Origin of the sequence: Roseateles chitinivorans, from assembly GCF_002761755.1 — a bacterium.
In the GTDB taxonomy this organism is placed as follows: Bacteria; Pseudomonadota; Gammaproteobacteria; order Burkholderiales; family Burkholderiaceae_C; genus Roseateles; species Roseateles chitinivorans.
Genome location: NZ_PEOG01000017.1, coordinates 58,929 through 85,447, shown reverse-complemented (window position 1 = coordinate 85,447; position 26,519 = coordinate 58,929). Strand labels below are relative to the sequence as shown.

Genomic DNA, 26,519 nt, shown 5'->3' with positions numbered 1-26,519 from the left:
ACACGGTTGGCAGACTCGTGTGACCGATTGTGGGGAAACTTAAATCGGCGAAAGGTTCAAGAAGAAGCGGGATAGCCAGCCAATTCCATGCGCGTCCGCCACGGCGCCGCGACCGCGCTGCTCGACCCGGACGTTGGCGATCGCGGTCGAGGCGACCGTGTTGCCCTGGCGGATCGATTGGGGATCGACCTGGCCGTAGAAGCGCAGCACGTCGACGTTGCTGTTGACCCCGACCTGCTTCTCGCCCGAGATCAGCAGGTGGCCGTTGGGCAGCACGCCGGTCACGACGGCGGTGATCGTGCCGGAGAAGTCGTTGGTGTTCTCGTTCGTGCCCTTGCCGGTGCTCTTGTTGGACGAGGAACCGGTCAACTCGGCGCGGCCGCCGCCGAAGGAGTTGGCCGCGATGCCGGGGATGGCGCTGACGCTGGCGCCGATCGCGCCGTTCTTGTCCAGCTCGCTGCTGGATTTCTGCGTGGCGCTGACCCGCTCGACGATCTGCACGGTGACGATGTCGCCGACCAGGCGGGCGCGGTGATCCTCGAACAAGGGGCGGTAGTTGGCGTTCTGGTAGATGGCGCCGTTGTTGGCCGAGGCCGGGATCGGCTCGGGCATCTTCACCACCGGCGCGGGCTGCATGTCGACCCGCGGCTGCGGATACATCGTGGAGCAGGCGCTGAGCGCGAGCGCCGCGGCCGGGACGGCCAGGCGCAGCACCGGGCGCAGCGCGGCGTGGAGGAAGTGGGGCGAGGGCAGGAACGAAGGCATGACAACTCCTAGGATCGCGGCATGTCGGGACGCCGGCCGCGGCACCACGAAGGTGCGCCGCGCGAGGCCGGCGGATCGCAAGGATCGGCCCCGCATCGTCACCCGGGCGGCGCGCGCCCGGTCGGTCGATCAGCGGGGCCGCGCCCGGTCAGATCTGCGACAGCTTCTGGAGCATCTGGTCGGTGGTCTGGATCGCCTTGGAATTCATCTCGTAGGCGCGCTGGGTCTGGATCATCTGCACCAGTTCCTCGACGACGTTCACGTTCGAGGTCTCGACGAAACCCTGCTGCACCGTGCCCAGGCTGTTCTGGCCCGGGGCGCCGGTCTGCGGCGTGCCCGAGGCGACCGTCTCGGCGTACAGGTTGCCGCCCAGCGACTCCAGGCCCGGCGGGTTGATGAAGTTGGCCAGCTGCAGCTGGCCCAGCGTCGTCGGCGTGGCGTTGGCCGCGGTGGTGACGCTGACCGTGCCGTCGGCGCCGATCGAGATCGACTTGGCGTCGGCCGGCACGATGATGCCGGGCAGCACCGTGTTGCCGTTGTTGGTCACGATCTGGCCGTTGGGATCGAGCTGGAAGCTGCCGTCCCGGGTGTAGGCGGTGGTGCCGTCGGGCATCTGCACCTGGAAGAAGCCGTTGCCCTTGACCGCCACGTCCAGCGAGTTGGACGTCTGCGTCAGGCTGCCCTGCGAGTGGCTGCGCGAGGTCGCCACCGCGCGGGCGCCCAGGCCGACCTGCATGCCGGTGGGCAGCGTGGTCTGCTCGGTGTTGTTGGCGCCGGGCTGGCGCAGCGTCTGGTACATCAGGTCCTCGAAGACGGCGTGCGACTTCTTGTAGCCGTTGGTCGAGACGTTGGCCAGGTTGTGGGAAATGACGTCCAGCTGGGTCTGCTGGGCTTCCATGCCGGTCTTGGCGGTCCAGAGCGAACGAAGCATCGGGGACTCCTGATTCCTGTGCGGTGCGGGCGGATCCGTTCAGCGAACGGGTCAGCTGTCGGACAGCAGCTTGGACGCTGCCTGGCCGTGGGTCTGGGCGATCGAGAGCATCTTCATCTGCTGCTCGAACTGGCGGGCGGCGGCGATCATGCCGACCATGGTCTCGACCGGGCTCACGTTGGAGCCCTCGAGCGCGCCCGACTGCAGCCGGGCATTGGGATCGGCCGGCAGCGGGTCGCCGCCGTCGGCGATGAACAGCCCGTCGTCGCGGCGGGTGAAGCGGCCGTCCTCGGTGACCAGCTTGATGCGGCCGATGTTGACCGGCCGCTGGCCGTCGGACTTGGCCACCACGGTGCCGTCGTCGCCGATCGAGATCGTCGAGTTGGGCGGCACGGTGATCGGGCCGCCGTCGCCCAGGACCTGCAGGCCGTTGCGCATGCGCAGCACGCCGTCCTGGTCGACGTCCATCGAGCCGGCGCGGGTGTAGGCCTCGGTGCCGTCCAGCGCCTGCACCGCCATCCAGGAGCGGCCCTTCATCGCGACGTCCAGGTTGCGGTCGGTCGTGGTGATCGGGCCGGCGCTCAGGTCGTGGCCGGTGGTGGTCTCCAGCGCGAAGGCGCGGGTGGAGGCGCCGTCGCCGCGGATGGGCACCGCGCGGAAGGCCTGCAGCTCGGCCCGGAAGCCGTTGCTGTTGGCGTTGGCGAGGTTGTTGGAGAGCACGTCCTGGCGCGACATCGCCGCCTGGGCGCCGCTCATCGACAGGTAGATCATGCGGTCCATCGGAACTCCTCAGCGATCGGCGGTGGGGTGGTGCGCGCCGGGATCAGCGCAGGTTGACCAGGGTCTGCAGGACCTGGTCCTGCGTCTTGATGGTCTGCGAGTTGGCCTGGTAGACGCGCTGCGCGGTCATCATGTTCACCAGCTCGGAGGTCAGGTCGACGTTGGACTCCTCCAGCGCGCCGGGGGTCAGCGAGCCGAGGTTGCCGTCGCCGGGCACGCCCACGACCGGGTCGCCCGACGAGTTGGTGCGCGCCCAGACGTTGCCGCCCAGCGGCTGCAGACCTTGCGGGTTGCGGAAGTTGGCCAGTTCGACCTGGCCGGCCGGCTTCGATTCACCGTTCGAGTAGCGGGCGGTGACGATGCCGTTGTCTTCCAGCTTGATGCCGACCAGCTGGCCCGGCGCATAGCCGTCCTGGGTCAGGTCGGTGACCGCGAAGTTGGAGCCGTTCTCGGTGGCCGAGCGCAGGTCGAAGCTGATGCCCTGCACCGACGGGTCGGACGGGTCGGCCGGCGGCGCCGGGATCGGCAGCGTCGGGGCGCCCTGGGCATTCACGCCGGCGGGGATCTTCAGGTTCAGGAACTCGCTCGGGCCGGGCGAGACCGGCTTGCCGCCGGTGGGCAGGAAGGTCATCTGCGTGAACGGCGTCAGCGGGTTGCCGCCGGGCTGGCCGTTGTCGGTGTCGATCGGGTTGCCCTGGGCGTCGTACTGGATCGCGCTGCCGTTGGCGGTCAGGTAGACGTTCCAGACGGTGTTGCCGTTGGCGTCGGCATTGTTGGCGCGCTGGAAGTACATCGTCAGCGCGGTCGGCTGGCCCTTGGCGTCGTACACCGTCATCGAGGTGGCGTTGTTGTACGTCGTCGGGTCGTTCAGCGTGATGCCGGTCTTGTCGATCTTGGGCGAATTCGGGTCGGCCGGATCGGTCAGGTCGTAGGCGGCGGTCGGGCCGGCGCGGGAGTCCAGGTTGAACTCCATCTTGATGTCGCTGGTCACCTTGGGGTCGATGCCGCCGGTGGGCAGCTTCAGGCCCTGCGCCAGGCCCGGCTGGATCACGCCGTTGGCATCGGCGGGATAGCCCATCAGCTTGAGCTGGTCGTTGTTGACGATGTTGCCTTCCTTGTCGACCTTGAACTGGCCGTTGCGGGTGTACACCGTCGGGCTCTTGCCGTCGGACACCTGGAAGAAGCCGGCGCCGTTGATCGCCAGGTCCATCGGGTTCTCGGTGATCGAGATGTTGCCCTGCGTGAACTGCTGGGCCACGGTCTGGAGCTGCACGCCGATGCCGACGTCGCTGGTGCCGGCGCCGTTGAGCGAGGCCGCGTACATGTCGGCGAACTCGGCCCGCGACGACTTGGCGCCGTAGGTCTGCGAGTTGGCGATGTTGTTGCCGATCACTTCCAGGTTCTTGCTGGAGGCGTTCAGTCCGGAGAGGCCTTGTTGGAAGCTCATGGGGATGTCCTTGGGCGATTCAGGCGGGTGATGCGGGGAGGCGGGCTGGGGGATGCTGGGATCAGCCCAGCGCGCGGACCTTGTCGTAGTCGACCAGGCCGGAATTCTTCAGTTCGAGTTGCAGCGTGGAGCCGCTCGTGTTCACGGCGCGCACCGTGTCGCGCATCAGGGTGGTGGCGGTGACCGCGGTGCCGCCGCTGGTGGCGGTGACGCGGTAGCTCAGGCCGGTGGTCTCGGCGGCCTTGGACGCGTCCCAGGTGTAGGACTGCATGCCGCTCTTCATCTTGCCCAGGTCCTGCGTCGAGATCACCGCGCCGGCGCCGTTGAGCACCTCCAGCTTGACGTTGTCGGCGGCGCTGCCCAGGTCGAAGTTGAGCGTGGCCTTGCCGTCGGCGACGCTGACCTTGTCGCCGGGCACGGTGACCTCGCGGCCGACCAGGCTGACGCTCTGCAGCGCCTGCATCTGGCCGAACTGGCTGGCCAGGCCCTGGATGCTGGAGTTCAGCGTGCTGACGCCGGTGACCGTCTGGATCTGCGCCATCTGCGTCGTGACCGCGGCGTTGTCCATCGGATTCATCGGGTCCTGGTTCTGCAGCTGGGCGACCAGCAGCTTCAGGAAGCGGTCCGAGGTTTCCTGTGCGCTGGTGCCGGTGGGGCTGCTGGCGGCCGTGTTCGACGCGGCGCCGGTCTTGGTGTTGGCGTTCAGGGCGGTGAAGTCCATGGGAGGCTTTCCGTGCGGGAGGTCAGGCGGGGCTCAGGCTGGGCGGCGCTCAGCCCTGGCCCATCTGCAGGGTCTTGAGCAGCAGCGACTTGGCGGTGCCCATGACCTCGAGGTTGTTCTGGTACGAGCGCGAGGCCGAGATCATGTTGACCATCTCCTCGACGCTGTTGACATTGCTGTAGGTGACGTAGCCGTCGGCGTCGGCCAGCTGATGGCTCGGATCGTGGACGCGGCGGCCGGGGGTCTGGTTCTCCTGGACGCCCACGACCTGCACGCCGACGTCGGTCTGGTCGTTGCCGTTCTGGGCCAGCACGCTCTGGAAGACGACCTGGCGTGCCTTGTACGCCTGGCCGTCCGGGCCGGCGACGGTGTCCGCATTGGCCATGTTGCTGGCCACCGCGTTCAGGCGCTGGCTCTGCGCGCTGACCGCGCTGCCGCTGATGTGGAAGATGTTGAACATCGACATGACGGTCTCCTGTCCTGCGCGATCAGGCCGCGTTCGGCGACTTCATCGCGTCCAGCATCGTGCGGATGCTGCCGTTGAGGAAGCGCAGCGAGGCCTCGTACTTCACGGTGTTGTCGGCGAAGCTGGCGCGCTCGCGGTCCATGTCGACGGTGTTGCTGTCCATGCTGGTCATGGCGCTCAGGCTGCTCTGCAGCGCGTTCTGGGTGCGCTGGGTCAGCGTCTGATTGGTGTTCGCGGCGGCGGCGGGGGAGGTGGCCTCGCGCAGCGCCTTGGCGAAATCCATGTCCTTGGACTGATAGCCCGGGGTGTCGGCGTTGGCGATGTTGCTGGCGAGCAGGCGCTGACGCTCCGCCCGCAGGGTCAGCGCCTGGGCCTGGAAGTTCATCGCATCGGACAGTCGGTTCAGCATGGTCATCTCCTTCGGGACGGGTCGGGTGGCGTCGGGACGCGGGCCCGGTTTGTCACGTTCGGGCATTGTGGGCAGCGGGTCGGAAAACATGAGCGCGATAAGACGGGTGATCTCGGCGCATTTCGAGGCCATCTGCGCGCCCCGGATCCGTACAGTTCCGTCCCATGCCGCACCCCTGCACCTCCTCTCACGCCCGCCACGCGCAGGCGCTGCCCGCCCTGCTGGCGGGGGCGCTGATGTCCGTCTGGCTGATGTTCGGACTGGTGGACGAGGCGGACGCCCAGACGGCCACGGCCCAGACGGCGGCGGTGCCCCTCAGCGAACCTTCCGGCCTGGGCGCGCTCGACGCGACGCTGGAGGACCGCCTGCAGGCGCTGGCCATGGCCGGCGCCCGCCAGGTCGCGCCGAACCAGGCCCGGGTCGAGGTGGAACTCGGCCGGCTGGACCCTCGCCTGCGCCTGGCGCCTTGCGCGCAGATCCAGCCCTACCTGCCGCCGGGCACCCGGATGTGGGGGCGGACCCGCCTGGGCCTGCGCTGCCTGGCTGGCGCCACCAAGTGGAATGTGACACTGCCGCTGACGATCAAGGTGTATGGACAGGCCTTCGTCGCCGCTTCCGACCTGCCGGCCGGGACGGTGCTGACTCAAGAACATCTGCGGCTGGCCGAAGTCGACATTGCCGGCGAGGCCGGCGCCATCTATACACAAGCGGAAGGCTGGCTCGGTCGTCCCCTGTCCCGGCCGGTCGCCGCAGGCGAGGCGCTGCGTTCGGCCGACCTGAAACTCCGCCAATGGGTGCAGCCGGGCGACCGGGTGCAGGTCATGGCAACCGGCAACGGCTACGCGGTCGCGGGCGAAGGCCAGGCGATGGGCGTGGGCCTGGAAGGCCAGGATGTCCGTGTACGTTTCGACAATGGCCGCATGGTCACGGCACGTACGATCGGTGAACGCAGGGTGGAGGTGGTACTGTGACGCCCTTCACCGAGCGATCTGTCGATTTTGTGAAGCTCGCCCCTCAAGTTCCGCCCAGACGGGTCGAAATACCCGGTACTGGAAGGGGTCCGGAAGTCCTCGGGCCCATGGAGATTTGCCATGAAGATCGGTAACAACGCTGACCTGAACGCCTACTCGAAAGTCGGCGGGACCACCGCCGGGACCCCCGACGCCGGTGCGGCCAAGGCTGGAAAGGCCGGCGCCGCCGTGTCCGGCGAAGGGTCCAAGGTCGAGCTGTCGAGCACCGCGAGCAGCCTGATCGCGGGCGCCGCCGCCGACGACGGCAGCTTCGACGCGGAGAAGGTGGCCCGCATCGCCAGCGCGATCGAGAAGGGTGAGTTCAAGATCAACGCCGATGCGATCGCCGACAAGCTGATCGCCAACGCGGCCGAGATGCTGGGCCGTACCCAGCCCTCGCACTGACTCGCTCAATCGTAAAAAGCTGAGCTGAAGCGACCAAAGACCAAGCTTTTCCGGTGACGCCATGACCGCCACGCCTTTGAACTCGACCCCCGTCGACCTGGAGCAGCCGCTGCAGGACGTCGAAAGCTGCCTCAACCTGCTGGGCGAGGCGCTGCATCGACGTGACTCCCAGGCGATCGAGCTCCATGCGGCGTCGCTGCATGCGGCCCTGGCGCGCGCGATCGAGCAATTCAGCGCCGCCGCGCGCACCGGCACCGTGCCGGCAGGCCTGCGGACCCGGTTGATGCAGGCCGGCGGCCGCGTCGCTGCCCAGCGCGAATCGCTGGCCCGGGCCACCGCGGCGCTGGACCGCGCCATCGACGTGCTGATGCCGGGGGAGCCGAGCGGCCTGTACGGCGCGTCCGGGAAGAACGAGCGCAAGTCGGCGCTGGGTGGGTCGATCCAGGCCTGAACCCCCGCGATTCCGATGACGAAGGCCACGCGGATGCGTGGCCTTTTTTCATGTCAGGTCGGCGTGCGGGTCGCCTTGCGCCGCAGGCAGTCCAGGTAGGCGTGACCGTCCGGCGGCAGGCCGCTGCGCTGCGAGGTCCAGATCATTTCGCCCAGGCATTCCATCGCCTCGTGATGAGCCTCGTGCAAGGACTGGCGGCGCGCCGCCAGCAGGTCCAGCGCCTGGCGCACACCCGTGGGCTGGTCGATCTGGTGCTGTTCGATCAGGCTGAGGTGCATGGACAGGTGCAGGAACGGATTCGTGCGGCCGTCCTCGACCGTGTAGACCGCCGCCAGCGCGGCGTCCTCGTCGGCCAGCTCGTCGTGGTACTCGGGATGCTGGGCGATCCAGTCCGAGGCGATCGCCTCCATCGGCGTCAGCGGCAGGCCGTCGCGCTGCTTGCGGTAGGTCTGGCAGAAGAAGCGCCGGACCTCGAGTTGGGAAGGGGCAAACATAGGGGCGCGATTGTCGCCGCAGGCCTCAGGCCTTGCCCGGCTGGGGCTGATCGGACGAGCCGGCCGGCACCGGCGCCGTGCCCGGCGCCAGGTGCGGCTCCTGCCAGGGATTGCGGCCCTTGCCCTCCGCCAGCGCCTTGCGCTCGGCGGCCAGGCGCTCCTCCAGCTGCTCGCGGCCGCGCTTGGACATCGCGATCAGCGTGTCCAGGTCGCCACGGTGCGGTCGCATCGCCTCGGTCTGCTCGACCGAGTGGCGTCGGAAGCGCCAGGCCATCTGCCGCGCCGCATGCGGTTCCCAGCCCAGCTGCTGCAGCACGCTGCGCCCGCTCATCAGCGCGGAGTCCAGCGTCTCGCGCTCGATCAGCTCGACCCCCAGCTCGCGCAGCGCGTAGTAGTGCTGGACATTGCGCGCCCGGGCCACGATGGTCAGGTGCGGGAAGTGCTGGCGCGCGATCTCGGCAATCTTGACGCTGTGGTTGAAGTCGTCGACCGCCAGCACCAGGACGTGCGCGCGCTCGGCGCCGGCGATGCGCAGCAGCTCCAGCCGCGTCGCGTCGCCCCAGAAGACGCGCCAGCCGAAGCGCCGCAGCGACTCGACGGTGTCGGCGTCATGGTCCAGCACCGTCGCCGAGATGCCGTTGGCGAACAGCATCCGTCCGACGATCTGCCCGTAGCGGCCGAAGCCCGCGATGATCACCTGCGAGTCCTGCGGCTCGGTGAGCTCGTGCGGCGACTTGCGCTCCACCTGCCCGGCGCGCCGCTGCGCCCAGGCCAGCAGCGCCGGCGTGAGGGCCAGCGACAGGGCCACCGCCGCCACCAGCACCGAGCGCTGCGCCGCATCCAGCAGCGTGGCCTGCTCGGCGAGCTGGAAGACGACGAAGCCGAACTCGCCGCCCTGCGCCAGCAGGATCACGAAGACCGCCCGCTCCGGCTTGGGCAGGCCCATCGCCCGGCCCAGCACCGCGAGCACCAGGCCCTTGCACAGCCACAGCGCGGCCAGCAGGCCCAGCACCGCGAAGGGCTTCTGCCACAGCACCGTCAGGTCCAGGCCCATGCCGACCGCGATGAAGAACATGCCCAGCAGCAGGCCCTTGAAGGGCTCCAGGTCGGCCTCGAGCGCGCGGCGGTACTCGCTCTCCGCCAGCAGCACGCCGGCGGCGAAGGCGCCCAGCGCCATCGACAGGCCGACCTTCTGCATCAGCATCGCCGCCGCCAGCACCAGCAGCAGCGAGGCGGCGGTGAAGATCTCCGGCGTGCCGCTGCGCGCGATCCAGCGCAGCAGCGGTCGCAGCAGCAGCCGGCCGCCGAGCACGATCAGCACCAGCGCGCCCAGCGCCAGCCAGATCCGTCCGCCCGAATGCCCGGCCGCCGGCCGGCCCTGGCTGGCCAGCAGGGGCACCAGCGCCAGCACCGGGATCGCGGCGATGTCCTGCAGCAGCGCCACGCTGATGACGCTCTGCCCGGCGCGCGTGCCGCCCAGGTTCTTCTCGCTGAGCACCGCCAGCGCCACCGCCGTCGACGACATCGCCAGGCCGAGCGCCGCGATGACCGCGGCATGCCAGTCGGCGTCCAGGAAGAAGGAGGGGATCAGCAGCAGCGTCGCGCAGCCCAGCATCTGGGCCGAGCCCCAGCCGAAGATCGGCCGGCGCATCGCCCACAGCCGCTTGGGCTCGAGCTCCAGACCGACCAGGAACATCATCAGCACCACGCCGAACTCGCCGATCTCCAGCACCGTCGCGGGCTGGTTGATCAGCCCGAGCACCTGGGGGCCGAGCAGCACGCCGGCGACCAGGTAGCCCAGGATCGACCCCAGCTTCAGCCCGCGTGCCAGCGGCACCGCGAGCACCGCGGCGCTCAGCAGCACGAGCGGCGTCAGCAGCCAGTTGCCGTGCGCGCCGTGCACGGCCGCCTCGGTGGCGGTCACGGCGGCGGAGGCGGCGCCCATCGCGGCGGAGGCCGCGGCCATCGGGGAGGCGACGTCCATCAGACCGGCGCTCCTTCCTCGCGCACCGGGCGCTCGTCGTCGGGCACCGCCTCCTGGGCGGGCTCGGGCTGGCGCTCGCACCATTCGGGCAACGCGCGCAGGCCCTCGACGAAGGCCTGCACATGGGCCTGAACCTGCTCCGCGCTCGCCTTCTGAGCGCCGTGCAGGACCAGTGGCGGCAGGAAGCGCATGCCGCACAGCGCGGCCGTCTGGGCATAGGGCAGCAGGAAGTCGCCGACCGGATGGCGGTTGTAGCCGTCGGTGCTGTAGGAATGCGTGCTGCCGCCGGCCGAGGTCACCAGCCACAGGTCCTTGCCGTGGAGCGCGTGGCCGGTCTGGCCATAGGCAAAGCCGACGCTCAGCACCTCGTCCACCCAGAGCTTCATCAGCGCCGGCATGCCGTACCAGTGCAGCGGATGCAGCCAGACCAGCAGCTCGGCGTCGCGCAGCGCCTCCTGCTCGGCATGGGTGTCGATCGCGTAATCGGGATAGAGCGCGTAGAGGTCGCGCACACGGACATTGGACAGACCGTGGGCCGCGGACAGCATCGCCCGCGTGACGCGGGAGTGGGCCAGGTCCGGGTGCGCGGCCAGGAGGAGGATGGACGGAGGAGCGCTCATGGCGGCGGATTTTGCGGTATCGCATAACATCCCGCGCACCTCATCGAGGAGAGGAGAGGCCATGCCGGTGATCCTGGTCGCCAACCCCAAGGGCGGCGTTGGCAAGAGCACGCTCGCGAGCAACCTCGCGGGCTTCCTGGCCCATCGCGGCCATGCGGTCATGCTGGGCGACATCGACCGGCAGCAGTCCTCGGCGCGCTGGCTGGCGCAGCGGCCCGCGGCGCTGCCGGCGATCCGCGGCTGGGAACTGGCGTCCGCCGAGCAGTTGCGCACTCCCAAGGGCGTGTCGCACGCGGTGCTCGATACCCCGGCCGGGCTCCACGGGAAGAAGCTGGCGCAGGCGCTCAAGGTGGCCGACCGGGTGCTCGTGCCGCTGCAACCCAGCCTCTTTGACATCCAGGCGACATACGACTTCGTCCGCGAGCTGCAAGATGCGGCCCGGGATCGCGACGGGTCGGCCGGCCGGCCCGAGATCGGCCTGGTGGCGATGCGGGTGCGCGAAGGGACGCTGTCGCAGCAGCAGCTGCACCAGTTCATCGAGCAGCTCAAGCTGCCGCTGCTGGCCGAACTGCGCGACACCCAGAACTATGTGCAGCTGGCCGCTCGCGGCTTGACGCTCTGGGACATCGCCCCGGGCCGCGTCGCCCGCGATCTGGCGCAGTGGCACGGGCTGTGCGCCTGGCTGGAGCGGCCGGTCAAGGACGGCAAGGACTGACGCCGGCGTCCGTCCCGCACCCGCCGGCGCCAATCACGTCGGAACGAGAGGAGACCCGGATGCGGATGTTCGAGAAGCTGGAAGACCTGGCGCCCCTGGTGGGGCAGGAGATCGGCGTGTCCGACTGGATCGCGGTGGACCAGCCCCGCATCCAGGCCTTCGCCGACGCGACCGAGGACCAGCAGTGGATCCACACCGACCCGGCCCGCGCGGCCGCCGGCCCCTTCGGCACGACGATCGCGCATGGCTTCCTGACGCTCAGCCTGTTGCCGCGCTTCTATGAGACCGCCTTTCGGGTGAGGGAAGTCAGGATGGGCATCAACTACGGCATGGACCGGGTCCGCTTCCCGGCGCCCGTGCCGGTGGACAGCCGGCTGCGGGGACGTTTCGTGCTCAAGCGGCTGGAGCCGATCGAGGGCGGGGTGCAGATGATGGTCGAGGTTACCGTGGAGCGGGAAGCCGGCGGCAAGCCGGTCTGCATCGCCGAATCGCTGACCCGGCAGTACCGCTGAGGGCTACTTGTCGCTGTCGGAGTCCGTGCGATGGGCGCCCGGAGGGTGGCATTTCCATCATTTCCGACGCGCGCTTTTTCGGCTGTCACACTCGGTGTGACCGTGTCACGGGCTGACACCCGAATGGGCGAATATAAAATTTACGGTTTGCCAATAGAACTTTCTACTGGTAGCGATGCCACCGTAAGGGGGAGTGCCGGCCCAGGAGGGCGCGCCTATGATCGCGCCCTAGTTCGAAAGTCATTCGGGACGGCGGGCCAGGAAGCCTGTCGCCGCAGTCCGACCATCCAAGGAGACACGCCCGTGAGGGTTCTGCTGATCGACGATCACCCGCTGATCCTGGCCGCGCTCCAGACTGTGATTCAAGGTCTGGGCGAAGACGTTCAGGTGCTGGGCGCCGACAGCGCGGCTCAAGCCCGCGACACGCTCAAGGCCCGCCAGGACTTCGACCTGGTGCTGCTGGACCTGAACCTGGGCGATGCCAGCGGCTTCGACGTGCTGGAGGAGTTCCGCTCCCAGTACCCGGCACTGCCCGTGGTGGTGATTTCCGCCTCGGACCGCGCCAGCGACGTGATCCGCGCGATCGACCAGGGCGCGATGGGATTCATCCCCAAGCGCACCAGCAACGACGTGCTGGCCCAGGCGCTCAAGCTGGTGATGTCGGGCGGCATCTACGTGCCGCCGATGTCGCTGGGTTCGGACAGCGCGCCGGAGCCGGAACCTGTGGCCGTCGCCGAGAGCGCGGCGCCCGGCAACTCGAGGTTGCATCAGGTCCAGGCGCTGGCCAGCCAGGCCGGCTACCAGACCACCGCCGGACTCGAGAGCCTGCAGCTGACGCCGCGCCAGACCGACGTGCTGGCGCTGCTGCTCCAGGGCAAGCCGAACAAGATCATCGCGCGCGAACTGGGCGTCTCGGTCGAGACGATCAAGGACCACGTCGCCGCGGTGCTGAAGGCGCTGGGTGTCAGTTCGCGCACGCAGGCGGTGTTGGCGGTGGGGCAGATGGTGCAGCGCCAGCCGAACGCGGCGTTCACGACCTTCCGCTGACAGCGGCACGACCGCTTCCTCTGCGCAACGCCGGGCTTGTCCCGGCGTTTTGCATGGGGGATCGGCGCGGAGCGCCGGTGGGGAGCGCGGCCCCGTCCCTCACCGTCCAGGCGCGTCGAGCCCGCAGTCGGAGATCCGGCGGAGGGTCAGCTCGGCGAGTAGGCCAGCCGCACGTAGATCGGCGCGAAGGCTTCGGCTTGCGTGATCTCGACCAGCCGCTCCCGCGCCAGTTCAAGCATCGCGATGAAGGACACCACCAGCACCTGCGAGCCCTTGTCCAGCTCGAACAGGTCCTCGAACTCGACGAAGCGCTGCCCCTGCAGCTTGCGCAGCAAGTGCGACATGTATTCACGCACCGACAGCTGCTCACGGGAGATCTTGTGGTGCTGGTTCAGTTTGGCGCGACGCATCAACTCGGCCCAGGCCGCGCGCAGGTCGTCGACGTTGACCTCCGGCAGCCTCGGTGCCAGCGACTGTTCGATGTGGATCTGCGCTCGCAGGAAGTCCCGGCCCAGCACCGGCATCTGGTCCAGCCGCAGCGCGGCCTGCTTCATCTGCTCGTATTCGAGCAGGCGCCGCACCAGCTCGGCCCGCGGGTCCTCGGGCTCGGCGCCGTCCTCGGTCTTCTTGGGCGGCAACAGCATCCGCGACTTGATCTCGATCAGCATCGCGGCCATCAGCAGGTATTCGCTGGCCAGCTCCAGGTTGTGCATGCGCAGCTGCTCGACGTAGCTCAGGTACTGCTTCGTCACCTCGGCCAGCGGGATGTCGAGGATGTTGAAGTTCTGCTTGCGGATCAGGTACAGCAGCAGGTCCAGCGGCCCCTGGAAGGCCTCGAGGAACACCTCCAGCGCGTCCGGCGGGATGTAGAGGTCCTGCGGCAGGGCGAACAGGGGCTCGCCATACAGCCGCGCGACGGCCACATGATCCACCGCCTCGGGCGTGGAAGCGTCGCCGCCCTGATCCGCCGGGGGCTCCGGCAGCGTCAGGGCGGTGTCCAACGGATCGTCAGCGTGGCTCACGCGGGGAACGACGCTCGGCGCTCAGGGGCGACGGACCGGTCCGGCGGATTACTCGGACTTGGTCTGGTAGACGTAGGGCTGCTGGGACACGCGGGCCTGGTTGTAGCCGGCCTGGGCCTGACGGTCCTGCTCACGGTCCCACAGCAGCGCGCGGCCGGCGCGTTGCTCGGCTTCCAGCGTGGGCTTCTTGGCCTTCAGCTCATTGATGAACTGCGTGGCTTCGGATTCGTATTTCTTCCAGAACAGCGGCATGGTCGTCTCTTGATCGGGGATTCGAAAACTTGGGCGGATTCTAGGCGCTCGGTCGCGGCGGACGCCGTGCTCAACGCACGCGCATGCCGGGCTGGGCGCCGGGGAAGGGCTCCAGCACGAAGATGCCAGGATGGGCCTTCTCGTCGGCATGGCTGGCGGCCAGCACCATGCCCTCGGACACGCCGAACTTCATCTTGCGCGGCGCCAGGTTCGCGACCATGACGGTGAGCTTGCCCTCGAGCTGCTCCGGCTGGTAGGCGCTGCGGATGCCGCTGAAGACATTGCGCAAGCGACCCTCGCCGGCGTCCAGCGTCAGGCGCAGCAGCTTGTCCGAGCCCTCGACCAGCTCGGCCTTGACGATCCTGGCGATGCGCAGGTCGACCTTGGCGAAGTCGTCGATCTTGATCTCCGGCGCGAGTTCCTCGCCGCCGGGCACGACCTGGGGCGGCGCGGGTGGCTCGAACAGCGCCTCGAGCAGCTTCGGGTCGACGCGCTGCATCAGGTGCTCGTAGCCGCCGATGCGGTGGTCGCCAAGCGTGCGGTCGGCGTCGGCGAAGCTCATCGGCGCCACCTGCAGGAAGGCCTCCACCTTGGCCACCAGCGCCGGCAGCACCGGCTTCAGGTAGATCGACAGCAGGCGGAAGGCCTCGATGCAGACGGTGCAGACATCCTGCAGCACCTGGTCCTTGCCCTCGAGCTTGGCCAGCTCCCAAGGCTTGTTCTGGTCCACGTACTCGTTGACGCGGTCGGCCAGCAGCATGATCTCGCGCAGCGCCTTGCCGAACTCGCGGGTCTCGTAGAGCTCGACGATCGTGCCCTTGTGCGCGCGCAGGCCGTCCAGCAGCGCCAGGCCCTCGACGCCGACGTCGGCCGACAGCTGGCCGCCGAAGCGCTTGGACAGGAAGCCCGCCGCGCGGCTGGCGATGTTGATGTACTTGCCGACCAGGTCCGCGTTGACGCGGGCGACGAAGTCGTCGGGATTGAAGTCGACGTCCTCGACCTTGCTGTTGAGCTTGGCCGCCAGGTAGTAGCGCAGCCACTCGGGATTCATGCCCAGCGACAGGTACTTCAGCGGATCCAGGCCGGTGCCGCGGCTCTTGGACATCTTCTCGCCGCCGTTGACGGTCAGGAAGCCATGCACGTACACATGGTTCGGCGTCTTGCGGCCGCTGAAATGCAGCATCGCCGGCCAGAACAGCGTGTGGAAGTAGGTGATGTCCTTGCCGATGAAGTGGATCTGCTCGGTCGATTCGTCCTTCACGAACGCGTCGAAGTCACGGCCGGTCTTGGCGAAGTAGTTCTTCAGCGAGGCCAGGTAGCCGATCGGCGCGTCCAGCCAGACGTAGAAGTACTTGCCCGGCGCGTCCGGGATCTCGATGCCGAAGTAGGGCGCGTCGCGGCTGATGTCCCAGTCGCCCAGGCCGCCGTTGCCGTCCTCGTCCTTGGCGAACCACTCCTTGATCTTGTTGAGCACTTCCGGCTGCAGCCGGCCGGGCGCCTGCGTCCACTGCTCGAGGAACTCGACGCAGCGCGGGTCGGACAGCTTGAAGAAGTAGTGCTCCGAGCTCTTCATCACCGGCGTCGCGCCGGTCAGCACCGAGAACGGGTTCTTCAGCTCGGTCGGTGTGTAGACCGCGCCGCAGACCTCGCAGGAGTCGCCGTACTGGTCCTTGGCGCCGCACTTCGGGCATTCGCCCTTGATGAAGCGGTCGGGCAGGAACATCGACTTCTGCGGATCGAAGAACTGCTCGATGGTCTTCACCGAGATCAGTTCGTTCGCGCGCAGCGCCTTGTAGATCTCCTTGGAGAGCTCGTGGTTCTCGGCGCCGTCGGTCGAGTGCCAGTTGTCGAAACTGATGTGGAAGCCATCCAGGTACTTCTGCCGGCCCGAGGCGATGTCGGCCACGAACTGCTGTGGGCTCTTCCCCGCCTTCTCCGCGGCGATCATGATCGGCGCGCCGTGCGCGTCGTCCGCGCAGACGAAGTGCACCTCGCTGCCCTGCATCCGCTGGAAGCGCACCCAGATGTCGGCCTGGGTGTACTCCATGATGTGGCCAATGTGGAAGTTCGCATTGGCGTAGGGAAGGGCGGTGGTGACGAAGAGCTTGCGTGTCATGGCGCGATGGGGGCGATGGTCCCGCCGGGCGCAGTCGGGCGAAATGCCCAATCGGCGGCGTCCGGGGGAACCGGCGATTTTAGGCGCCGGAAGCGCGGGCCGCGTAGCGCTGGGCGAGCCATGAGCACAAGATCAGCTGCAGCTGGTGATAGAACATGATCGGCAGGACGATCACGCCCACCGCCGGATGCGCGCCGAACAGCAGCTTGGCCATCGGCACGCCCGAGGCCAGCGTCTTTTTCGAGCCGCAGAAGACCGCGGCGATCTCGTCCTCCACCGGCAGTCCCATCGCGCGCGCCGCCAGGCGGCTCAGCAGGACCACCGTCGCCAGGAACAGCGCCGCGCCGAGCGCCGCCTTGACCAGCAGCTCCGCGCCGTGGTCGCGCCACAGGCCCGACGCGACCGAGTCGCTGAAGGCCGACAGCACCAGCAGGATGATCACCCAGCGGTCGACCAGCGAGATGCGGGACTTGTGCCGCGTGTAGAAGCCCAGCAGCAGCGGACGCAGCAACTGGCCGGCCACCAGCGGCAACAGCAGCAGCTGGGTCAGCTTCCAGACCGCCTCGCCGAACGGCAGCGTGGCGCCGCTGGTGCCCGCCATCACCGCCACCAGCAGCGGTGTGAGCACGATGCCCAGCAGGCTGGAGACGCTCGCATTGAAGATCGCGGCCGGCACGTTGCCCTTGGCCAGCACCGTCATCGCGACCGAGGACGAGATCGTCGACGGCAATGCGCATAGGTAGGCGAAGCCCAGCGCCAGGTCGGGCGGTAGCCAGCGGCCGAACAGTGCGGTGAAGCCCCACCACAGCAGCGGGAACAGCGCATAGGTGCTCAGTTGCACCAGCACATGGACGCGCCACTTGAGCGCGCCGTCACGGAGCGCGGCGGCGGACAGTCCCAGGCCGGTGAGGAAGAACACCAGCGCGACGCCCCAATTGCTGACGACCTCCAGCCGCAACCAGCCGCCGCTGCGACCCAGCTCGGGCCAGGCGCTGGCGAGCGCCACCGCGCCGACCAGCGCCAGCAGAAACCATTCCTTTCGGACCCAGGACCGGATGCCCATCGCCAACCTTTCGCCGGCGCGAACCGGCCTGTCGCCCCAGTGGGGAAAGCAGGGACTCTAGCGGGACCGCGCCTTGCCCAGCTGTCTTCGGGCTGGCGCGATGGCCGATTTCCCGGTCTGCCTGAACGCTGGCCGCCCGGGACGTCGGATTCGTGACGCACGTCGGTGCATCCATGACGGCAATCGCACGGCTCGTTCGGCGGGCGCGCGGCATTGCCTGGCGGACTTGTAACGGCGCGACGCCCGTCGGCCCCCACGACGACCCCACAGGCCCCTCCCTGGTGGGGTGCCGGACCTCGCTCGTCGGTTCAACGATCCCCGCTAACGCCTTGATTTCAAAGACCCCGAGAAACTATCCACCGAGGCTGTGGATAACTTTGTGGGAAACCTGCCGAGGATCGCTCTAAACCCTTGATCGACGGTCGCCTGAGGTTCCGTGCCTCTTTTCTGGGCAAGCCGAAACGGTCCATATGAATCAACGAGTTAGCGACGTCCCGCAGGTGCTGCCTGCTGCGGCGCAGCAGCCCGGTTCGGCGACGACCGAGAGCGCCTGTATGGGGATAAGTCAAGCCCCGCATCCACGATTTTTGGGTTGACAACACGCCGGTGACGCTGGAAGAGGCGACCCTCCCGTCTCCTTCGGCCTCCGCCGGAAGAGGGATCTGTCCCCGGCTCCTGTGGACAAGCATGTGTGTCTCCTGGCGACGGCGCTTGCAAGTGCTTGTCACGAGCAGTGTTCCGCTGCCTTGCCTGATATTGAGGCAGCGTCGACCGGATGTGACAGGCCGCTCCGCCGCGCATGACGGCGCCCGGACGTCCGCATGACGGCCTGGAGGTCGATGCGGCCTGGGCAGGCCCCTAAAAGGAGGTCCTCGGCGCACCGCTAAAATCCGCGACTTTGCAAACGCATCCCCCAAACTTTTCATGACGCAGGCAGTGGCGGGCAATCTGTCGGGGCGGTCGGCCGCCGGCAAGACTCCGGAACTTTTTGAACTGAAGAGCGCCTCGCTGAGCCTGCTCGCCCTCGTCCTGAAGACGGCCGACCCGGCCGCCCTCGACCAGGAACTGATCGCGAAGCTCAGCGATACGCCCGACGCCTTCCATCACGACCCCTTGCTGCTGGACCTGAGCCAGCTGCCGGCGATCGATCCGGTCGAGGCCGGGTCCGAGGCGACGGCCGAGACCGAGGGGGCGACCGCCATGGCGCACGAGGCCCAAGGCCAGTTGAGCCTGGACGACGGGGCGACCGAATCCCTCGCCGAATCCGCCACCGAATCCGCTGCCGATGTTCCGGCCGCCGCGCCCGTCGCGCGCGTGGACATCGCCGCGTTGCTGCCGCTGCTGCGCCGTCACCGGCTGCAGCCGGTCGGCGTGGTCGGCGCCAATGCGGCGGAACTGGCGCAGGCGGCCGAGTTGGGCCTGGCCGAGGCGCCCGACGAGCCGGTGCGCGCCGAGCGCGAACCGCGGGTCCAGAAGGTGGTGCAGCAGGTCGTCAAGGAAGTGGTGGTCGAGCGCCAGGTCGAAGTGCCGGTGCCCGCGCAGGCCGCGCCCACCGTCTACGTCGACAAGCCGCTGCGCTCCGGCCAGCAGGTCTATGCCAAGGGCGCCGACCTGGTCGTGCTGGCGGCGGTGAACCACGGCGCCGAGGTCATCGCCGACGGCAGCATCCACGTCTATGCGCCGCTGCGCGGCAAGGCGATCGCGGGCGCGCGGGGCAATGCGCAGGCGCGGATCTTCGCGCAGCAGCTCGAGGCCGAGTTGATCGCCATCGCCGGCATCTACCGCACCAGCGAGAACCCGTTGCCCGACAACGTCCGCGGAAAGGCGGCGCAGGTCCGGCTCGACGGCGAAAAACTGCTGATGGAGCCGCTGGGCGCATGAAGCATCCCGGGCGCCTGCCGCTTCCGATCCCCCCGATTTCCCCCGACATGGGCGGCGGTTGCCTCGACCGCCGCGCCGATGAAGCTTGAGCTGCGACGACAGCGACCGACACACTGAAAGGACCTCGACCCATGACCAAGATCGTTGTGGTGACTTCCGGCAAGGGCGGCGTGGGCAAGACCACGACCAGCGCCAGCTTCGCCACCGGCCTCGCGATGCGCGGCTACAAGACCGCGGTGATCGACTTCGACGTCGGCTTGCGCAACCTCGACCTGATCATGGGTTGCGAGCGCCGCGTGGTCTACGACCTGATCAACGTGATCAATGAGGAGGTCAAGCTCGGCCAGGCGCTGATCAAGGACAAGCAGCTGGACAAGCTGTTCATCCTCGCGGCCTCGCAGACGCGCGACAAGGATGCGCTCAAGCAGGAAGGCGTCGAGCGCGTGCTGGAAGAGCTCAAGGCGATGGAGTTCGACTACATCGTCTGCGACTCGCCGGCCGGCATCGAGACCGGCGCGCTGATGGCCATGCACTACGCCGACGAGGCGCTGGTGGTGACCAATCCCGAGGTCTCCTCGGTGCGCGACAGCGATCGCATCCTGGGCATGCTCAACAGCAAGACCAAGCGCGCGATCGAGGGCAAGGAGCCCGTCAAGGAACACCTGCTGATCACGCGCTACAACCCCAACCGGGTCGAAGGCGGGCAGATGCTGTCGCTGGAGGACATCCACGAGATCCTGCGCACGCCGCTGATCGGCGTGATCCCGGAGAGCGAGGTGGTGCTGCAGGCGTCCAACCAGGGCCTGCCGGCGATCCACATGAAGGGCACCGACGTGGCCGAGGCCTACGCCGACGTCATCGCGCGCTTCCTCGGCGAGGACAAGCCGATGCGCTTCGTCGAGGCCGTCAAGCCGGGCTTCTTCAAGCGCCTGTTCAGCCGCTGACATCCACCGGGAGAAACCATGGGATTCATGTCCTTCTTCCTGGGCGAGAAGAAAAGCACCGCCAGCGTCGCCAAGGAGCGCCTGCAGCTGATCCTCGCCCATGAACGCAATGGTCGCGGCGCGAGCCCCGACTACCTGCCGCAGCTGCAGCGCGAGCTGCTGGCGGTGATCTCGAAGTACGTCTCCATCAATCCGGACGACATCAAGGTCCACATGGAGCGGCAGGACGACCTCGAGGTGCTCGAGGTCAAGATCGAGCTGCCGGAGATCCGCAAGCCCTGAGCGCCTGCCGCTCGACCTGCATGCCCGGCGGCGTGGACCGCCCGCCCCGGGCGGGTGGCGCCGTCTGATCGGATCCCGGGCGGCGCCCGTCAGAGCCTGAAGACGGCGACCGCCTGGTGCAGCTGCGTGGCCTGTTGCTTGAGGCTCTCGGCGGCGGCGGCCGATTCCTCGACCAGCGCGGCGTTCTGCTGCGTCACCTGGTCCAGTTGCGCGATCGCGTCGCCGATCTGGTCGATGCCCTGGCTCTGCTCGGCGCTCGCCGCGCTGATCTCGGCGATCAGGTCGGAGACCCGCTTCACCTGCTCGACGATCTGACCCATCGTCTCGCCCGCCGAGCCCGCGAGTCGCGATCCCGCCTCGACCCGGGCGCCGCTGTCGCCAATCAGCCCCTTGATCTCCTTGGCCGCCGCCGCGCTGCGCTGCGCCAGCGCGCGCACCTCGCTGGCCACCACGGCGAAGCCGCGCCCTTGCTCGCCCGCCCGCGCGGCCTCGACCGCCGCATTCAGGGCCAGGATGTTGGTCTGGAAGGCGATGCCGTCGATCGTGCCGATGATGTCGGTGATCCGGCGCGAGCTCTCGTCGATCTGCCGCATCACCGCGACCACCTCCTGCACCGCCTGGCCGCCCTCGGCCGCCACGGTCGACGCGGTCTGCGCCAGCTGCGTCGCCGTGCGCGCGGTCTCGGCGTTCTGCTTCACCGTCGCGGTGAGCTGCTCCATCGACGCGGCGGTCTGCTCGAGGTTGGCCGCCTGCTGCTCGGTGCGCTGCGACAGGTCGGCATTGCCGGTGGCGATCTCGCCGGTGCCGGTGGCGATCGAGTCGCTGCTCAGGCGCACCTGGCCGACGATGCCGGTGAGGCTCTGGTTCATCCGCTGCAACGCGCCCAGCAGCTGTCCGGTCTCGTCGCGGCTGTCGGGCTGGATGTCGGAGCGCAGGTCGCCGCCGGCCACCGCCTCGGCGACCCTGACCGCCTGGGCCATCGGCTGGACGATCGCGCGGATCAGCAGCCACGCAGTGAACAGGCCCACCGCCGCGATGACGAGCGCGCCGATCGCCGCCTGCCACCGCAGCGACGCGCGCGCAGCCGCCGCAGCCTCCCGCGCGGTGGCGGCACGCGCCTCCTGCATCGCGACGAACTGGCCGATCGCGTCGAGGTAGAGCTTCACCGCCGGCGCGTACTCGTTCTGCACGATGCGGCTGGTGGCGCTCCAGTCGCCGGCGGCACCGGCCTCGCGCGCCTTCTTGCTCGCCGCCAGCAGGGCCTGGCCCAGTCCGACGATCTCCTTGAGCTTGGCCTGGTCTTCCGGCCGCTGCGCCTGAGCGGCGATCTGCTCGCGCAGCTTGGCCACCTCGGGCGCGTCGTTGGCGATGTTGGCCTTGAAGAGCTCGCCCACCGCCGGGTCGGAACTGATGGCGCTGGCCATGCTGCGCGCCACCGCTGTCTGCGTCATGCCTTGCCACTGGACCGATTTGCGGATGAGGTCCTGCGCGTCGTCGGTCGCCGCGGTCGCTTCGCTCGCGATCCGGTCGTTGCGCCAGAGGGTGAGCGAGCCCACCACGAGCATCGCCAGGATCAGCAGCACGATCGCGCCATTGATCTTGCTGGCCAGGGGGAGGTCGTTGAGCCGCATCGATGTCTCCTTGTCGTGAGCTTCCGGTTTTTCGATGTGAGGGCCTGGACGCGCCGATTCTCAGCACGGCGCCCGGCCGCTGCCAAGGCCCCCCGGGCCGCGCGGTGGTCCCGTGTAATCCCCTATGCCGGAATCGCCGCCGCGTCACTAGGGTGACGCGAGGCGTCCGGGGCCGTCGATAGACTGACTCGAACAGCCGAAATCAAGGCGCCCGTGCGCCGTCGGAGCGCGTCCCGCGCGACCGGCGGCCCCAGAGGCACCGGAACAATATCCAGGAGACGACATGGCACTGATGGGCCAGATGATGTCGATGCCGCTGCTGATCTCGTCGGTGATCCAGCACGCGGCGCGGCATTCCGGGGATACCGAGATCGTCAGCAAGCGGGTCGAGGGCGACCTGCATCGCACCACCTGGGCGGCGGTCGAGTTCCGGGCCCGCCAGCTCGCGCAGGCCTTCGCGCGGCTGGGCCTGGCGCCCGGGGACCGCGTCGGCACGCTGGCCTGGAACGGCCACCGCCACCTCGAGCTCTACTACGGCACCTCCGGCTCGGGCCTTGTCTGCCACACGATCAATCCACGCCTGTTCCCCGAGCAGATCGCCTGGATCGCCAACGACGCCGCCGACCGCGCCCTGTGCTTCGACCTGAGCTTCCTGCCGCTGGTCGAGAAGCTCGCGCCGCAGCTGGGCCAGGTCCGTCACTTCATCCTGATGACGGACCGCGCCCACATGCCGGCCGAGTCGTCGATCCCGAATTTGCGCTGCTACGAGGAGCTGGTCGACGCCGAGGATGGCCGCTATGTCTGGCCCGAGTTCGATGAGAACACGGCCTCCAGCATCTGCTACACGAGCGGCACGACCGGCCATCCCAAGGGCGCGGTCTACAGCCACCGCAGCTCGGTGCTGCATGCCTACGGCGCGGCGCTGCCCGACGCGATGGCCTGCTCGCGCCGCGACGTGATCCTGCCGGTGGTGCCGATGTTCCACGTCAATGCCTGGGGGCTGCCCTACAGCACCGCGCTGGTGGGCTGCAAGCTGGTGCTGCCGGGACCGCATCTGGACGGCAAGTCGCTGTACGAGCTCTTCGAGTCCGAGCAGGTGACCTTCAGCGCCGGCGTGCCGACGGTGTGGCTGGGGCTGCTGAACTACGTCGGCGCGAACGGGCTGAAGTTCTCGAGCTTCAAGCGCACGGTGATCGGCGGCTCGGCCTGCCCGCCGGCGATGCTGCGCACGCTGATGGACGACTACGGCGTGGAGGTGATCCATGCCTGGGGCATGACCGAGATGTCGCCGCTGGGCACGCTCTCGCGGCTCAGCAGCAAGCAGCTGAAGCTGCCCCGGGAGCAGCAGCGCCACCTGCTGGAGAAGCAGGGCAAGGCCATCTATGGCGTGGACATGGCGGTCGTCGACGATGCCGGCAAGGCCTTGCCCTGGGACGGCAGGACCTCGGGCAACCTGGTGGTTCGCGGACCGTGGGTGATCGAGGGCTACTTCGGCCACGCCGGCTCGCCGCTGATCCGCGTCACCGGCGAGGACGGCCGCGACGCCGGCCTCTGGTTCCCGACCGGCGACGTCGCCGCGATCGATGCCGACGGCTTCATGCAGATCACCGACCGCAGCAAGGACGTCATCAAGTCCGGCGGCGAATGGATCAGCTCGATCGACGTCGAGAACATCGCGATGGCGCATCCGGCGATCCATGAGGCCGCCGTCATCGCCGTGCCGCATCCGAAATGGGACGAGCGCCCGCTGCTCGTGGTCGTGCGCAAGCCCGGCGAGGCCGGCGCGGCGCTGACGCGCGAGTCGGTGCTCGGCTTCTACGAAGGCCGGATCGCCAAGTGGCAGGTGCCCGACGACGTCGTCTTCGTCGACGAGATCCCGCACACGGCCACCGGCAAGATGCTCAAGCTCAAGTTGCGCGAGCAGTTCAAGGACCACAAGCTGCCGGGCGGCTGAGCGCGACCGCGACGCGCCCCGTTCCGGCGATCCGACCCCAGGCCATCGAGCTGCCGAGCTTTTGCTCCACTGACCGCGGTGACGAGGCCGCCGCGATCGATCCGCTTCCGCAGGAGTTCCACCGTCCGCATTGCCCTTCACCGCAGTCCCCAGCAGTCCGTCGCACCACGCCGCTACCGATCGCCTTGCACACACAACCACATCAGGAGACAAGCATGAGCAAGCACAGCACGCGTTCGATCCCCTCGCTGGCCCGGCCCCTGGCCGTCGCCGCATTCGCCTTGACGGCCGCCGCCGGCGCCTACGCGCAGAAGGGCGAGACGGTGAAGATCGCCTGGATCGACCCGCTGTCCGGCCTGATGGCGCCGGTGGGTCAGAACCAGGTCAAGTCCTTCCAGTTCTTCGCCGAGAAATTCAACGCCAACAACCCGGCGGGGGTGAAGTTCGAGATCATCCCGATCGACAACAAGCTCAGCCCCGCCGAGTCGCTGAACGCGCTGAAGTCCGCGATCGACCAGGGCGTGCGCTACGTGACGCAGGGCAACGGCTCGGGCGCGGCGCTGGCGATCATCGACGCGGTCAACAAGCACAACGAGCGCAATCCCGGCAAGGAGGTCGTGTACCTCAACCACTCCGCCGTGGATCCGGACCTCACCAACAGCAAGTGCAGCTACTGGCACTTCCGCTTCGATGCCGACACCTCGATGAAGATGGAGGCGCTGACCACCTTCATGAAGGACCAGCCCGACATCAAGAAGGTCTACCTGCTCAACCAGAACTACGCGCACGGCCATCAGGTCGCCAAGTACGCGAAGGAGGGCCTGGCCAAGAAGCGGCCGGACGTGCAGATCGTCGGCGAGGACCTGCACCCGCTCGCGCAGGTGCGCGACTTCGCGCCCTACGTCGCCAAGATCAAGGCCAGCGGCGCGGATTCGGTGATCACCGGCAATTGGGGCTCGGACCTGGCGCTGCTGGTCAAGGCCGCCAACGAGGCGGGCTACACCGGCAAGTTCTACACCTACTACGCCGGCGTGACCGGCACGCCGACGGCGATGGGCGCGGCGGGCGCGGGCCGGGTGTACCAGATCTCGTACAACCACAACAGCCTGGGCGGCGAACCGGAGAAGTGGGCCAACGAATACAAGGCCAAGTTCAACGACGACTTCTACACCGGCAGCGTCATCCACATCTACACCGCGCTGAGCACGGCGATGGCCAAGGCCAAGAGCACCGACCCGGTGAAGGTCGCGGCGGCGCTGGAAGGGCTCAAGTTCAAGTCCTTCAACGGCGACGTCGAGATGCGCAAGACCGACCACCAGCTGCAGCAGACGCTGTTCCTCACCGTCTGGCAGAAGGCCGATGCCAAGCGGACCTACAGCGTCGAGAACACCGGCTACAACTTCGCCCCGGTGAAAACCTTCGATCCCTTCGTCAGCAGTACCCCCACCAGCTGCCAAATGAAGCGCCCGGGTTGACGCGTCTCGCTGCTGCGCGGGCCGATCTCGGGCCTGCAGTGCTCGCCGTACGGGTGTACGGCTCCGCGCTTCGGCCCGACCTCGGCCCGCTCGCGACGCGATCCGCGTCAACCCGGCTCGTTGAACGAGGATGATGTCTTGGAACAGATACTGATCAATCTGCTGAACGGGCTGTCCTCCGGGCTGCTGCTGTTCATGCTCAGCTCCGGCCTCACGCTGATCTTCAGCATGATGGGCGTGCTGAACTTCGCGCATGCGAGCTTCTACATGCTGGGCGCGTACTTCGCATATTCCATCGCCGGATGGATCGGGTTCTGGCCTGCGCTTTTCCTGGCACCGCTGCTGGTGGGCGGCTGCGGGGCGCTGTTCGAGCGCGGCGCGCTGCGGCGCGTGCACAAGTTCGGCCACGTGCCGGAGCTGCTGATCACCTTCGGGCTGTCCTACGTCGTGCTCGAGGTGGTGCAGCTGATCTGGGGCCGCACCGCGGTGCCGTTCTCCCCGCCGCCGTCGCTGCAGGGCGCCGCCTTCACCCTGGTACATGCGCCGGGCCAGGCGCTGGAACTGGCCTGGGGCGACGCGCCCGCCGCGATGTGCGCCGCCGCCAGCTGCTCCAAGTTCCCGCTCACCCGCGCCTTCATGATGGTGGTGGCGCTGTTCATGCTGCTGTCGCTCTGGCTGCTGCTGACCCGCACCCGCATCGGCCTGGTCATCCAGGCGGCGCTCACGCATCCGGAGATGGTCGAGTCCCTCGGCCACAACGTGCCGCGGGTGTTCATGCTGGTGTTCGGCAGCGGCTGCGCCCTGGCCGCGCTGGCTGGCGTCATCGGCGGCATCACCTTCGTCACCGAGCCCGCGATGGCGGTGATCGTCGGCTCGATCATCTTCGTGGTGGTCGTGGTCGGCGGCATCGGCTCGCTGGCCGGCGCCTTCGTCGCCTCCCTCGTCATCGGGCTGCTGCAGACGCTGCCGCTGACCGTCGACGTGTCGCTCGCGCAGGCCTTCCAGCTCGGCCCCGACACCTTCGGCTACCCGCTGCTCAAGCTCACCCTGGCGCAGGTCGCGCCCATCCTGCCCTACCTCCTGATGGTCCTCATCCTGATCTTCCGGCCCAAGGGCCTGCTCGGCACGCGGGAGGGCTGAAC

At 68.4% G+C, this 26,519-nt stretch carries 27 protein-coding genes; 12 read left to right on the top strand and 15 right to left on the bottom strand.

What is annotated here, in order from left to right:
* Positions 1–39: 39 nt before the first annotated feature.
* From CS062_RS08320 to flgB, 7 genes are all read right to left on the bottom strand, one after another.
* Positions 40–765 (bottom strand): flagellar basal body L-ring protein FlgH, encoded by a 726-nt coding sequence (locus tag CS062_RS08320; protein ID WP_199174201.1) that lies wholly within the window; start codon positions 763–765, stop codon positions 40–42.
* A 148-nt stretch (positions 766–913) separates the two neighbouring features.
* On the bottom strand, positions 914–1,696 hold the full coding sequence (gene flgG, locus CS062_RS08315) for a flagellar basal-body rod protein FlgG (protein WP_099861116.1): 783 nt from the start codon (positions 1,694–1,696) through the stop codon (positions 914–916).
* 51 nt (positions 1,697–1,747) lie between these two features.
* A complete protein-coding gene (flgF, locus tag CS062_RS08310) occupies positions 1,748–2,476 on the bottom strand; it encodes a flagellar basal-body rod protein FlgF (protein ID WP_099861114.1) in 729 nt (242 codons plus the stop codon).
* Positions 2,477–2,519: 43 nt separating this feature from the next.
* The gene (gene flgE, locus CS062_RS08305; protein ID WP_091722507.1) at positions 2,520–3,923 is read right to left on the bottom strand and encodes a flagellar hook protein FlgE; all 1,404 of its coding nucleotides are present in this window, start codon (positions 3,921–3,923) and stop codon (positions 2,520–2,522) included.
* Positions 3,924–3,984: 61 nt separating this feature from the next.
* Entirely contained in the window at positions 3,985–4,644 is a 660-nt protein-coding gene (locus tag CS062_RS08300; protein ID WP_099861112.1) for a flagellar hook assembly protein FlgD, read from the bottom strand.
* Between the two features lie 49 nt (positions 4,645–4,693).
* On the bottom strand, positions 4,694–5,110 hold the full coding sequence (gene flgC / locus CS062_RS08295; RefSeq protein WP_099861111.1) for a flagellar basal body rod protein FlgC: 417 nt from the start codon (positions 5,108–5,110) through the stop codon (positions 4,694–4,696).
* 22 nt (positions 5,111–5,132) lie between these two features.
* Positions 5,133–5,519: a flagellar basal body rod protein FlgB gene (gene flgB / locus CS062_RS08290; RefSeq protein ID WP_099861151.1), complete on the bottom strand. Its 387-nt coding sequence runs from the start codon at positions 5,517–5,519 to the stop codon at positions 5,133–5,135.
* A gap of 164 nt (positions 5,520–5,683) precedes the next feature.
* Between flgB and flgA the strand changes: the two genes are divergently transcribed.
* The 3 genes from flgA (at position 5,684) to CS062_RS08275 (ending at position 7,385) form a co-directional block, all read left to right on the top strand.
* Positions 5,684–6,490, top strand: a complete 807-nt coding sequence (gene flgA, locus CS062_RS08285; protein WP_099861110.1) for a flagellar basal body P-ring formation chaperone FlgA — start codon at positions 5,684–5,686, stop codon at positions 6,488–6,490.
* Between the two features lie 120 nt (positions 6,491–6,610).
* On the top strand, positions 6,611–6,934 hold the full coding sequence (flgM, locus tag CS062_RS08280) for a flagellar biosynthesis anti-sigma factor FlgM (protein WP_099861108.1): 324 nt from the start codon (positions 6,611–6,613) through the stop codon (positions 6,932–6,934).
* A gap of 61 nt (positions 6,935–6,995) precedes the next feature.
* Positions 6,996–7,385, top strand: a complete 390-nt coding sequence (locus tag CS062_RS08275; protein ID WP_099861107.1) for a hypothetical protein — start codon at positions 6,996–6,998, stop codon at positions 7,383–7,385.
* A gap of 53 nt (positions 7,386–7,438) precedes the next feature.
* Here the strand turns inward: CS062_RS08275 and CS062_RS08270 are convergent, their stop codons facing one another.
* Genes CS062_RS08270 through kefF form a run of 3 tightly spaced genes read right to left on the bottom strand, consistent with a single transcriptional unit; the run spans position 7,439 to position 10,483 of the window.
* Complete coding sequence (locus tag CS062_RS08270; RefSeq protein ID WP_099861105.1) at positions 7,439–7,879, bottom strand: DUF1841 family protein; 441 nt, start codon at positions 7,877–7,879, stop codon at positions 7,439–7,441.
* Positions 7,880–7,904: 25 nt separating this feature from the next.
* Entirely contained in the window at positions 7,905–9,863 is a 1,959-nt protein-coding gene (kefC, locus tag CS062_RS08265) for a glutathione-regulated potassium-efflux system protein KefC (protein ID WP_233217977.1), read from the bottom strand.
* The gene (gene kefF / locus CS062_RS08260) at positions 9,863–10,483 is read right to left on the bottom strand and encodes a glutathione-regulated potassium-efflux system oxidoreductase KefF (RefSeq protein ID WP_233217976.1); all 621 of its coding nucleotides are present in this window, start codon (positions 10,481–10,483) and stop codon (positions 9,863–9,865) included. Before kefF ends, kefC begins: the two co-directional genes overlap by 1 nt.
* A gap of 61 nt (positions 10,484–10,544) precedes the next feature.
* Between kefF and CS062_RS08255 the strand changes: the two genes are divergently transcribed.
* The 3 genes from CS062_RS08255 (at position 10,545) to CS062_RS08245 (ending at position 12,757) form a co-directional block, all read left to right on the top strand.
* On the top strand, positions 10,545–11,198 hold the full coding sequence (locus CS062_RS08255; protein WP_099861101.1) for a ParA family protein: 654 nt from the start codon (positions 10,545–10,547) through the stop codon (positions 11,196–11,198).
* 59 nt (positions 11,199–11,257) lie between these two features.
* Positions 11,258–11,710, top strand: coding sequence for a MaoC family dehydratase (locus CS062_RS08250; protein ID WP_099861099.1), 453 nt, complete (start codon positions 11,258–11,260; stop codon positions 11,708–11,710).
* 303 nt (positions 11,711–12,013) lie between these two features.
* Complete coding sequence (locus tag CS062_RS08245; RefSeq protein ID WP_099861097.1) at positions 12,014–12,757, top strand: response regulator; 744 nt, start codon at positions 12,014–12,016, stop codon at positions 12,755–12,757.
* 146 nt (positions 12,758–12,903) lie between these two features.
* Here CS062_RS08245 and CS062_RS08240 read toward each other — a convergent pair whose 3' ends face one another.
* From CS062_RS08240 to CS062_RS08225, 4 genes are all read right to left on the bottom strand, one after another.
* Positions 12,904–13,758, bottom strand: coding sequence for a segregation and condensation protein A (locus tag CS062_RS08240; protein ID WP_099861095.1), 855 nt, complete (start codon positions 13,756–13,758; stop codon positions 12,904–12,906).
* A gap of 69 nt (positions 13,759–13,827) precedes the next feature.
* Positions 13,828–14,031 carry a DUF3460 family protein gene (locus CS062_RS08235; RefSeq protein WP_091722552.1) on the bottom strand — a complete coding sequence of 68 codons (204 nt, stop codon included), beginning with the start codon at positions 14,029–14,031 and terminating at the stop codon, positions 13,828–13,830.
* A gap of 70 nt (positions 14,032–14,101) precedes the next feature.
* A complete protein-coding gene (gene metG / locus CS062_RS08230) occupies positions 14,102–16,147 on the bottom strand; it encodes a methionine--tRNA ligase (protein ID WP_099861093.1) in 2,046 nt (681 codons plus the stop codon).
* Positions 16,148–16,226: 79 nt separating this feature from the next.
* Positions 16,227–17,210, bottom strand: coding sequence for a bile acid:sodium symporter family protein (locus tag CS062_RS08225; protein ID WP_099861091.1), 984 nt, complete (start codon positions 17,208–17,210; stop codon positions 16,227–16,229).
* A gap of 924 nt (positions 17,211–18,134) precedes the next feature.
* Here CS062_RS08225 and minC point away from each other — a divergent pair.
* The 3 genes from minC to minE all read left to right on the top strand — a co-directional run bounded on the left by minC (position 18,135) and on the right by minE (position 20,317).
* The gene (gene minC / locus CS062_RS08220) at positions 18,135–19,091 is read left to right on the top strand and encodes a septum site-determining protein MinC (protein WP_099861090.1); all 957 of its coding nucleotides are present in this window, start codon (positions 18,135–18,137) and stop codon (positions 19,089–19,091) included.
* Between the two features lie 131 nt (positions 19,092–19,222).
* On the top strand, positions 19,223–20,035 hold the full coding sequence (gene minD / locus CS062_RS08215) for a septum site-determining protein MinD (RefSeq protein ID WP_099861088.1): 813 nt from the start codon (positions 19,223–19,225) through the stop codon (positions 20,033–20,035).
* Positions 20,036–20,053: 18 nt separating this feature from the next.
* On the top strand, positions 20,054–20,317 hold the full coding sequence (gene minE / locus CS062_RS08210; RefSeq protein ID WP_099861086.1) for a cell division topological specificity factor MinE: 264 nt from the start codon (positions 20,054–20,056) through the stop codon (positions 20,315–20,317).
* A gap of 89 nt (positions 20,318–20,406) precedes the next feature.
* Here minE and CS062_RS27255 read toward each other — a convergent pair whose 3' ends face one another.
* Positions 20,407–21,948: a methyl-accepting chemotaxis protein gene (locus CS062_RS27255; RefSeq protein WP_199174200.1), complete on the bottom strand. Its 1,542-nt coding sequence runs from the start codon at positions 21,946–21,948 to the stop codon at positions 20,407–20,409.
* 283 nt (positions 21,949–22,231) lie between these two features.
* Between CS062_RS27255 and CS062_RS08200 the strand changes: the two genes are divergently transcribed.
* The 3 genes from CS062_RS08200 (at position 22,232) to CS062_RS08190 (ending at position 26,517) form a co-directional block, all read left to right on the top strand.
* A complete protein-coding gene (locus CS062_RS08200; RefSeq protein WP_099861084.1) occupies positions 22,232–23,902 on the top strand; it encodes a 3-(methylthio)propionyl-CoA ligase in 1,671 nt (556 codons plus the stop codon).
* A 215-nt stretch (positions 23,903–24,117) separates the two neighbouring features.
* The gene (locus CS062_RS08195; protein WP_099861082.1) at positions 24,118–25,377 is read left to right on the top strand and encodes a branched-chain amino acid ABC transporter substrate-binding protein; all 1,260 of its coding nucleotides are present in this window, start codon (positions 24,118–24,120) and stop codon (positions 25,375–25,377) included.
* Between the two features lie 195 nt (positions 25,378–25,572).
* The gene (locus CS062_RS08190) at positions 25,573–26,517 is read left to right on the top strand and encodes a branched-chain amino acid ABC transporter permease (RefSeq protein ID WP_233217979.1); all 945 of its coding nucleotides are present in this window, start codon (positions 25,573–25,575) and stop codon (positions 26,515–26,517) included.
* The last annotated feature ends 2 nt before the right edge of the window (positions 26,518–26,519 follow it).

Coding starts and splice junctions, on each gene's coding strand:
- minD (WP_099861088.1), top strand. CDS start 19,223: ATGACCAAGATCGTTGTGGTGACTTCCGGCAAGGGCGGCGTGGGCAAG.
- CS062_RS27255 (WP_199174200.1), bottom strand. CDS start 21,948: ATGCGGCTCAACGACCTCCCCCTGGCCAGCAAGATCAATGGCGCGATC.
- metG (WP_099861093.1), bottom strand. CDS start 16,147: ATGACACGCAAGCTCTTCGTCACCACCGCCCTTCCCTACGCCAATGCG.
- CS062_RS08225 (WP_099861091.1), bottom strand. CDS start 17,210: ATGGGCATCCGGTCCTGGGTCCGAAAGGAATGGTTTCTGCTGGCGCTG.
- flgG (WP_099861116.1), bottom strand. CDS start 1,696: ATGCTTCGTTCGCTCTGGACCGCCAAGACCGGCATGGAAGCCCAGCAG.
- CS062_RS08195 (WP_099861082.1), top strand. CDS start 24,118: ATGAGCAAGCACAGCACGCGTTCGATCCCCTCGCTGGCCCGGCCCCTG.
- CS062_RS08250 (WP_099861099.1), top strand. CDS start 11,258: ATGCGGATGTTCGAGAAGCTGGAAGACCTGGCGCCCCTGGTGGGGCAG.
- minC (WP_099861090.1), top strand. CDS start 18,135: ATGACGCAGGCAGTGGCGGGCAATCTGTCGGGGCGGTCGGCCGCCGGC.
- kefC (WP_233217977.1), bottom strand. CDS start 9,863: ATGGACGTCGCCTCCCCGATGGCCGCGGCCTCCGCCGCGATGGGCGCC.
- CS062_RS08255 (WP_099861101.1), top strand. CDS start 10,545: ATGCCGGTGATCCTGGTCGCCAACCCCAAGGGCGGCGTTGGCAAGAGC.
- CS062_RS08235 (WP_091722552.1), bottom strand. CDS start 14,031: ATGCCGCTGTTCTGGAAGAAATACGAATCCGAAGCCACGCAGTTCATC.
- flgF (WP_099861114.1), bottom strand. CDS start 2,476: ATGGACCGCATGATCTACCTGTCGATGAGCGGCGCCCAGGCGGCGATG.
- CS062_RS08300 (WP_099861112.1), bottom strand. CDS start 4,644: ATGGACTTCACCGCCCTGAACGCCAACACCAAGACCGGCGCCGCGTCG.
- flgB (WP_099861151.1), bottom strand. CDS start 5,519: ATGCTGAACCGACTGTCCGATGCGATGAACTTCCAGGCCCAGGCGCTG.
- flgA (WP_099861110.1), top strand. CDS start 5,684: ATGCCGCACCCCTGCACCTCCTCTCACGCCCGCCACGCGCAGGCGCTG.
- CS062_RS08320 (WP_199174201.1), bottom strand. CDS start 765: ATGCCTTCGTTCCTGCCCTCGCCCCACTTCCTCCACGCCGCGCTGCGC.
- minE (WP_099861086.1), top strand. CDS start 20,054: ATGGGATTCATGTCCTTCTTCCTGGGCGAGAAGAAAAGCACCGCCAGC.
- CS062_RS08200 (WP_099861084.1), top strand. CDS start 22,232: ATGGCACTGATGGGCCAGATGATGTCGATGCCGCTGCTGATCTCGTCG.
- CS062_RS08190 (WP_233217979.1), top strand. CDS start 25,573: ATGCTCAGCTCCGGCCTCACGCTGATCTTCAGCATGATGGGCGTGCTG.
- flgE (WP_091722507.1), bottom strand. CDS start 3,923: ATGAGCTTCCAACAAGGCCTCTCCGGACTGAACGCCTCCAGCAAGAAC.
- CS062_RS08275 (WP_099861107.1), top strand. CDS start 6,996: ATGACCGCCACGCCTTTGAACTCGACCCCCGTCGACCTGGAGCAGCCG.
- kefF (WP_233217976.1), bottom strand. CDS start 10,483: ATGAGCGCTCCTCCGTCCATCCTCCTCCTGGCCGCGCACCCGGACCTG.
- CS062_RS08270 (WP_099861105.1), bottom strand. CDS start 7,879: ATGTTTGCCCCTTCCCAACTCGAGGTCCGGCGCTTCTTCTGCCAGACC.
- flgM (WP_099861108.1), top strand. CDS start 6,611: ATGAAGATCGGTAACAACGCTGACCTGAACGCCTACTCGAAAGTCGGC.
- flgC (WP_099861111.1), bottom strand. CDS start 5,110: ATGTCGATGTTCAACATCTTCCACATCAGCGGCAGCGCGGTCAGCGCG.